9 protein-coding genes are annotated in these 8,194 nt (G+C 60.6%); 7 read left to right on the top strand and 2 right to left on the bottom strand.

Annotated features, from left to right (window positions below; translation table 11 throughout):
• Window positions 1-292 precede the first annotated feature (292 nt).
• The 4 genes from HUU46_25245 (at window position 293) to HUU46_25260 (ending at window position 2,601) form a co-directional block, all read left to right on the top strand.
• Window positions 293-532 (top strand): hypothetical protein, encoded by a 240-nt coding sequence (locus HUU46_25245; GenBank protein ID NUM56949.1) that lies wholly within the window; start codon window positions 293-295, stop codon window positions 530-532.
• Window positions 533-665: 133 nt separating this feature from the next.
• The gene (locus HUU46_25250; GenBank protein ID NUM56950.1) at window positions 666-965 is read left to right on the top strand and encodes a nucleotidyltransferase domain-containing protein; all 300 of its coding nucleotides are present in this window, start codon (window positions 666-668) and stop codon (window positions 963-965) included.
• Entirely contained in the window at window positions 955-1,317 is a 363-nt protein-coding gene (locus tag HUU46_25255; GenBank protein NUM56951.1) for a DUF86 domain-containing protein, read from the top strand. The genes HUU46_25250 and HUU46_25255 overlap by 11 nt, the downstream gene beginning before the upstream one ends.
• Window positions 1,318-1,320: 3 nt before the next feature.
• The gene (locus HUU46_25260) at window positions 1,321-2,601 is read left to right on the top strand and encodes a homoserine dehydrogenase (GenBank protein ID NUM56952.1); all 1,281 of its coding nucleotides are present in this window, start codon (window positions 1,321-1,323) and stop codon (window positions 2,599-2,601) included.
• A gap of 187 nt (window positions 2,602-2,788) precedes the next feature.
• Here HUU46_25260 and HUU46_25265 read toward each other — a convergent pair whose 3' ends face one another.
• Both HUU46_25265 and HUU46_25270 read right to left on the bottom strand, forming a co-directional pair.
• Entirely contained in the window at window positions 2,789-2,983 is a 195-nt protein-coding gene (locus HUU46_25265) for a hypothetical protein (GenBank protein NUM56953.1), read from the bottom strand.
• Window positions 2,984-3,147: 164 nt separating this feature from the next.
• Window positions 3,148-4,314, bottom strand: a complete 1,167-nt coding sequence (locus HUU46_25270; GenBank protein ID NUM56954.1) for an anhydro-N-acetylmuramic acid kinase — start codon at window positions 4,312-4,314, stop codon at window positions 3,148-3,150.
• Between the two features lie 242 nt (window positions 4,315-4,556).
• Between HUU46_25270 and HUU46_25275 the strand changes: the two genes are divergently transcribed.
• The 3 genes from HUU46_25275 (at window position 4,557) to HUU46_25285 (ending at window position 7,999) form a co-directional block, all read left to right on the top strand.
• Window positions 4,557-6,266: a protein kinase gene (locus HUU46_25275; GenBank protein ID NUM56955.1), complete on the top strand. Its 1,710-nt coding sequence runs from the start codon at window positions 4,557-4,559 to the stop codon at window positions 6,264-6,266.
• Between the two features lie 21 nt (window positions 6,267-6,287).
• Window positions 6,288-6,953, top strand: coding sequence for a hypothetical protein (locus HUU46_25280; protein ID NUM56956.1), 666 nt, complete (start codon window positions 6,288-6,290; stop codon window positions 6,951-6,953).
• Between the two features lie 305 nt (window positions 6,954-7,258).
• Window positions 7,259-7,999: a DNA methylase gene (locus tag HUU46_25285; GenBank protein ID NUM56957.1), complete on the top strand. Its 741-nt coding sequence runs from the start codon at window positions 7,259-7,261 to the stop codon at window positions 7,997-7,999.
• Window positions 8,000-8,194: the final 195 nt, after the last annotated feature.

Genomic DNA, 8,194 nt, shown 5'->3' on the forward strand with positions numbered 1-8,194 from the left:
CCGTCTGCTGGGTCACCAAAACCTCCGTCCCTCGACTGAATCCAAGCATTATGTTTATCGGCAGTTTCCATAAATGCTTCACTCGGCTAAAGAATTACGTTTTTCGCGATTTGGTTGGTGCTTCCAGAAGAAAAGAGCTACGACTACGTTGGGATTGGTCTGACCGCATTTCTGGCCGTGGTTATTCCAGTCGCAATATACGTGCGAGAAAGGTTCGATTCAGGCAAGAGAGTGTAACACTGTGCCGTGATGGCGCGGCATCGATGTGCATAGCGAAGGAGACAATTGAGAAATGACCTACGAAGTGAAACTACCCACCCTGGGCGACGACGGCGGCGACATGGCGACCGTGTCGTACTGGCTCGTCGAGGAAGGTGACAACGTCAAGGAAGGCGAAGACATCGTCGAGTTGACGACGGACAAGGCGGCGTTCAGCCTGCCCGCGCCGAAGAGCGGCCTCCTGCAGGAAAAACTCGTGCAGGAAGGCGACGAAGTTTCCGTCGGCGACGTGCTGTGCGTGCTCGAAATCTGATTGTTCTGTCGTGATCTCCGCGATAGGCGCTCTGAAATGTGAGATTTGAGATTCGGTATCCCGGCTCGGACGGCGTCTCGCCCCTGCCGGTACGTGTCCAGTAGAATGTGCGCATTGTTCGAGGATCGTTGTCATGGGCGTACAAATCGAGATCGACAAGGAGAAGATTGCCGAGTTTTGCCGCCGGCACCATATCGTTAAGCTGTCGTTGTTCGGCTCTGTTACCACGGACGATTTTCGCGACGACAGCGACGTGGACGTGCTGGTGGAATATGCCGAGGGCCATGTGCCGGACTTTTTTACGCTCTTCGACCAGCAGGACGAATTGGCCGTTTTGGTTGCGCGAAAAGTGGACTTGCACACGCCTGCAAGTCTGAGCCGTTATTTTCGCGACGAGGTGCTCCGAAACGCGGCCGTGCAGTATGCCGCGTAAGTCCGATTTACTTTTTGTGCAGGACATGTTGAAGTGGGCACGGACCGCGAGCGAATTCTGTGCAGGAAAGTCGCTGCACGAAATCCAGGCAATTCCACAAAACGAAAGCCATCTCGTCCGCGCACTCTGCGTGATTGGAGAAGCGGCAAGCCGAGTTTCGCCGGATGTGCGCGCTAGACATCCGGATATCCCGTGGCAGCGCATGACTGCAATGCGCAACAGGCTCATCCATGCGTACTCCGACGTTGACGTGATCGTCGTTTGGTCTACCGCTTCTGAGAAGTTACCGGAGCTCATCCCTCAATTGGAATCCCTGCTCGTGTCCGAGCAAGACGACAACAAGGAAACGTGATACATGTCCATCGGCGTCGGAGTAATCGGAGCGGGCGTAGTAGGCGGCGGCGTGATTCGCACGCTCCGCTCGAACCGCGACGTAATCAAGGGTAAAGCGGGCGTCGATGTTTCGCTCGTACACGTCGCGGACGCGCGCGCGGAGTTGTTCAAGGACTTCGATCTTGGCGGCATCACGACGAGCACCGACGCAAAAGCGCTGATCGCCGATCCCGGCGTGCACGTCGTATGCGAATTGATCGGCGGGATCAATCCCGCCAAATCGTTCATCCTCGCGGCGCTGAACGCCGGCAAGTCCGTCGTCACCGCAAACAAGATGCTGCTCGCGCACCATGGCCCGGAACTGTGCGCGGCGGCGGTGAAAAACGGCGTTGAATTGCGCTACGAAGCGTCCGTCGCGGGCGGTATACCAATCATCAAGGCCCTGCGCGAGGGCCTGGCCGCGAACCGGATCGAATTTGTGTGCGGCATTCTCAACGGCACCTGCAATTACATTCTCAGCCGGATGACCTACGACAACCACGATTTCAACGACGCGCTGAAGATTGCGCAGCGGCTCGGCTTTGCGGAGACCCCGCCCGATCTCGACATCGAAGGCCACGACACAGCGCACAAGTGCCAGATCATCGCATCGCTCTGTTACTCGACGGAGGTGAACCTCGACGAGATTCACGTCGAGGGCGTCACGAAGGTGACCCACGCAGACGTGACGTACGCGATGGAGATGGGATATCTCATCAAGTTGCTCGCGATCGTCCGCAGTGTCAACGGCGAGATCGAGGTGCGCGTCCACCCCACACTTGTGCCGGAGGACCATCTGCTCGCATCCGTGCGCAACGAGTTCAACGCCGTGTACGTGAAGGGCGACGTCTCCGACGCGACCCTCTACTACGGGCGCGGCGCCGGGCGCATGCCCACCGCCAGCGCCGTCGTCGCGGACATCATCGACATCGCACGCCGGGGAGATTCACCGGCCCCGGCCCCGTTCGCCTACGCCAAAAAACGGCCTGTCCGCGACATGGGTCTCGTGGAAGGAAAGTACTACCTCCGCATGACCACTCGCGACATCCCCGGTGTCCTCGGCCGCATCTGCACCATCCTCGGTAACCACGGAGTCAGCATCGGCGGCGTCAGCCAGAAGGAAAAGCACGAGGAAGACCGGGTGCATGTCATATTAATGACAGAGCGGACAGTCGAGTCATCCGTGCGAAAGGCCGTCGCGGAGATTGACGCATTGGCTGTCGTTCACGAGCCGACTCACCTGCTACGAGTATTGAGCGATTGAGAGACGTACTCGAAGTGCGGCGGTAAGTTATTTTTACATGGCGCTTATGTCAAAGCCCCAATGGATCTGTGACGCATCCGGGAAGTCGCGTCTGCGCTCAACAGAATCCATAAATAAACACAGATAGAGCGTCGCGGAACATCGCTGGAACAGTCCACAATTCGGCCGTTGCAAGAGTTGTTGTCTGTTAATTTTGCCGTACTGGCGGCCGCAAAACCCACGACTGGCCGTAAACGAGGCGGCCCATGCGGTAGCGCTTCGGAAAGCGCATCACCTTCTCGACCTCGTAACCGCGCACGGTGGTGAGCCACCACATCTGCGCCCAAGACGAGGTCTTAACGTGCCCGGGCGCGAGGATCGCACTTGTGTCCAAAAAACTCACGTGTCCCTGCCTTTCCCCGAACCAATGCTGTTACAATTATACCGCATTTCATGCAGACATAACCGGGGTAAGCGGGAGAAACGGATAAGATCAAGTCAATGCGAGGGAATTATTGCCAATTCACCCTCGGCAGAATATCGACTAAGCCTTTGTGAACCAATGGCTTAAAACGTTACTTTCCCCAGAATCGCCGGGTGCAGCGCACCGGTGGCGCCCGGGACGTTCGAGGGGGAAAGACAGAGCGACTCGTTACCCAGAATGGCGAACGCGATGGCCTCGCGGGCATCTCCAGGCAGTCCCATCTTATCGCTGGTCCTGACTTCGATAGGCGCGAATTCCTGCCGGAGGCATTTCATCAGGACGCGGTTTCGGGCGCCGCCGCCGCTGACGATGATTTGCGTCAGCGTATGTAGCGGGGCGATGAATCGCTGGTGGGCCAGCGCAATGCTTCGCGCAACGGCAAACGTGACTGTCGCCATTACGTCCTCCGGCGCGTATTGTGCTCTGCTGAGGATTTCTTGCGGCAGGTACACGCCCTCCCCGAACTCTTCCCGGCCCGTAGATTTCGGGGGTAGCTTGTCGAAATAGTCATGGTCGAGGAGCCGCTCGAGTAGCCCGTCGAGGACCTTCCCCTTCGCCGCGCTCGCTCCGTCCCAGTCGAGGTGCTGCTGCCCGCGCGTGAGCAATCGCATCGCGCCATCGATGGGCATGTTGCCGGGGCCGGTGTCGAACGCGAAGACGTCGCGCAGCTTTGGGGTGACAACAGTGATATTCGCGATTCCGCCGATATTGAGGCAGCCCACCGTCTCGTCACGCTGCCGGAACAAGACCCAATCCGCGTACGGCACCAGCGGCGCACCCTGCCCGCCCGCGGCCATGTCGCGCACTCGAAAATCGGAGATGACCGGTACGCCCGTGCGGTCCGCGATGATCGCGGGTTCCGCGATCTGGAGCGTGCCGCAGCCCGTCTGGTCCTTACGTGGCGGACAATGCGCGATGGTATGGCCGTGCGACGCGATGAGATCGACGCTGCACTCGTGCTGCTTGGCTTCCTCCTGCATGGACTCGGCGGCCTGGGCGAATATCTGGCCCAGCTCGAACGACAGCGAACAAACTTCTTTGGCGTCTTTCTTGTCCGTGAGGAGGCGCGCCTTCAGCGGCGCGGAATAGGGCAATGTCTTGAACGCGATTAGCTTGACGCGCGTCTTCGAGCCGTTGCGCTTCAATCGCACGAGGGCGGCGTCCACGCCGTCGCAGGATGTCCCCGACATCATACCGACGATAAAACGCACAGGCCGCTCGCGCAGGTCGTCGAGCAGGTGTAACGACAACGCGGGTCTCCTCTTCCTTACCGCGTAACGGGCGAGGCTGGCGCTCCCCTTGAATAACTGCCCACGGCCAGCCGTCAACAGTGAGTGTAACAGGAATTCCCCTGTTTGCGCCAAACGGCGGGTCAGCCGTGACACTACCCACCCTCAGGCTTTATGATGTTGTCAGAGTCCAAGTTGGGTGCGTACGGCGTCAACCCGGTACCGGATAGCGTGGTCTAAACCAGGGTAACATTCGGGGCGATATGACTAGCGCGCAGGGCACATCGACTCAACCGAGCGAAGGAACGAGACTGCTGCAGGGCCGGTATCGCGTCACGCGGTGCCTGGGCTCGGGCGGTATGGGCGACGTGTTCCTCGCCGAAGACCTGCGGCTCGGCCGGCTTGTTGCCGTCAAATCGCTCAAGCAGGAATACTGCAAGATGACCGAGGTGCGCAAGCGCATCGAGCGCGAGTGCGTCATGCACGCGCAACTCGGCGCGCACCCGAGCGTCATCACACTATACGACCGCATCGAGGAAGACGGACAAATCCACCTGATCATCGAGTACGTCGATGGTTCGACCTTGAAGGACGTGATCGAGAAGGCGCGGCTCGGCTCGATGTACCTCACGTGGCGCGAGAGCGTCTCGATCGCGTGCCAGGTCCTCGAAGCGTTGGCGAAGATTCACGCGCAAGGCATCGTGCACCGCGACGTGAAACCCGCGAACATCATGCTGACGCAATCCGAAACCGGCGCGTACACGGCAAAGTTGATGGACTTCGGCATCGCGCGGTTGATGAATCCCGTCGATGGCGCAACGATGCTTACGCGCGAAGGCGGGTCCGGCCCGGGCACGCCCATTTACATGTCGCCCGAGCAAATCGCGGGCACACAGTTCGGTCCGCTCTCCCCCGCGTCGGACGTGTACGCAATGGGCGTCGTGCTGTATCAGATGCTCGCGAAACGTCCGCCGTTTCAGGGCACCATTACGGACATTTTTCATGGCCACCTGAATTCGCCGCCGCCGCCGATCGATACCGGACTCGACGCGACGTATCCCGCGCAGTTGACGGAAGTCGTGCAGAAGGCGCTCGCAAAGCAGCCCGTGAACCGCTTCGCATCCGCGGTCGAATTCAGGCAGGCGCTCAAACGCCTCACGAAAGCGCATGGCGCCATCACGACGTTGGCCGTCGCAAATACGGTGGCCGCCTCGGACAACGCGCAGCCCGTTACCGCAATGGTCCCGATGCCGCCGCCGGTTGCGGACCCGGTCACAACCAGTTGGCTCTTCCAGCGCCGCGTGGACGGCGCAAAGAACGCCAACCGGACCGTGATCGCGATCGCGTGCGTGGTTGCCGCGGTGGCATTCGTGGTATTGGGCAACTTCTTCTTCTTCCGATCGTTCACAACGTCTGACCAGCCGGTCCCAACGCCGCAACAATCCGCGACGGGCGTCGTTCCTGCGAGCCCCGCCCCCACGCCGTCGCCTGCGGTAACGGCGCCAGCGTCCGCCGTATCCGGCGCCGCGCAATCGCAACCGGTCTCGGAACCGAGCGCGCCGGCCACGCCGGAAGCGCCCGCGCCAGTTTCGTTGGACACGACGCCGACCGCCGAGAAACCGATTGACACAACGCCCGCGCCGGTGAAAGAAACCGGTCAACCTAAAGCCGAATCGAAATCGGACGAGCCGTCGTCCGTCGAGCCTGCGGACGAGGCACCCGCGCCGGTGATCGTCCCGAAGCAAACCGTCCCCAAGGAAGAGCCGCGCAGAACTCCGGTGCCGCAGCAGACGCCTGCGACGCCGAATTTTGCGCCGCCGACCGGCGGAACGGAGTCGTTTTCCGAACGTGCGCGGCGTCCCGCGCAAGAGATGACGCCGGTGCCTGTCCCGCGCACGCCCGTGCCGCAATCGGACGCGGACATTTTCCGCGACGTGCAGGTGAACAAGCGCCCGGCCATTCGTGTGAATTAGGAGGAGACAACAATGAAATCCATGCAGACACATATGCGTTCGCGAAAGGCGATTGCGGTCGCCCTGTCGATTGCGTTGGTCACGCTCGGTTGCGAGACCGCCGGCCAGTCCGCGGGACTCGGCGCGGTCGTCGGCGCGGGCGCGGGCGCGGTAATAGGTCACCAATCCGGCCATGCCGGCGAGGGCGCGTTGATCGGCGCTGCCATCGGTGGCTTGGCAGGCTGGGGCATACACAAGGTCCGCGCGCGCCAAGTGGCGAACGCGCAGCAAACGGCGCAACAGCAGAACATCGATCCGGCAAGCGGCTTCTCGCTGACGATGACCGACGGCACCAAGGTGACGCCGGTGAACGTCAAGCCCGGCGCGAACGCAACCGCGACCATGGAATACGCGGCACTCGGCGGCGGCCCGAACGGCGTCGCCGTCCGCGAGACGTTCATCCTGAAGAAGGACGGCAAGGCCGTGAAGGAGCTCTACGACAGTACCTCAACCCGCACCGACGGCACATGGCAAAGTCCCATCGAGTTCACGCTGCCGTCACAAGCGCCCACGGGCCAGTACATCGTCGCGCAGTCCGTCAGCGCGCAAGGCAAAAGCGTGCAACGCGACGTGACGTTCACGGTAACCACCGCAACCGCACGCAACGGCGATCCCGAATGGCGAATCGTGCTCGCGGACGCGAAATAGCGAAGAGCACGCCAATCGCAATACCCGTCTGTCACGCCATGGTAGACTGTCAGAAGCTGACGATTACGACCTCGTCACTTCAACAATGCCTACGCATCCTTTCGTGCTCGTGCTCTTGCTCGTCATCGTAATCGATCGGAACGAGTATCGAGTGCGAGTACGATGACGAGCAAGAGCACGAGCACGGCACAGTCAAAGTATTCAAACGTGCGCTGCCCGGATGTCTGGTGCCAACCCGCGTATCTCCCCGAACGCCCACTTCGTTATACTGTCCGGCTACTACCCACGTCAGGAAATCGCTTCGCATGCAGAAGAAACCCGAATTGACCCTCCAAACCACCACGCTCTGGGAGTACCCCTCCCAGCACTACGGCGACGCCGAACAAGGCAGCAAGGACTACATCGGCGCGACGCCCTCGTACATCGTCTGGAACCTGCTCGAACGCTACACGAAGAAAAACGATCTCGTCGTCGATCCCATGTGCGGCAGCGGCACCACGCTGGACGTCGCGCGCGATCTCGGACGCCGCGCGCTCGGCTACGACATCGCCCCGTTCCGGAAAGACATCTTCCGCGCGGACGCGCGCAAGCTGCCGCTCGAAACCGAAAAGGCCGACTTCGTGTTCGTCGATCCGCCGTACTCGACGCACGTCGATTACTCCGACGACCCCGCCTGCATCGGCAAACTCGACGCGCTCTCACCCGAGTACTACGACGCGATGGAACACGTCATCCGTGAAATCCACCGCGTCCTGCGCCCGAAACGCTACATGGGCCTCTACGTGTGCGACTCCTGGCGCAAGAAAAAACCGTTCGCGCCAATCGGCTTTCGCCTCTTCGCCATCCTCGAGAAATACTTCGAACCCATCGACGTCGTCGCCGTCGTCCGCCACAACAAATCCCTCAAACGCCGCCACTGGCACACCGAAGCCATCGCCGGCAACTACTTCCTCCGCGGATTCAACTACCTCTTCATCATGCGAAAGCCCGACGCCCCCAAACCCGCCCCGCGCGAACAGGGTAAGCGTGACCGGAGGCGTACATAAGCGGCGAAGCCTGGCATTCGAGGAGAAATGGGGGCTGGCGTCCAACTTGGGTCCGAAATACAAAGCGGAGCTTTTCAAGAGTGCGTTACGAAATAGGTAACACTTTAGCCGTTTGCCGCGACGTTTGGGGGTAATGGCGGCAGCTGACCGGTTTTGAGGTATGTCGTTAAGGCGTCTTGGAGCGTTGCGACGGGA

It is taken from the genome of Candidatus Hydrogenedentota bacterium, from assembly GCA_013359265.1.
Taxonomy (GTDB): Bacteria; Hydrogenedentota; Hydrogenedentia; order Hydrogenedentales; family SLHB01; genus JABWCD01.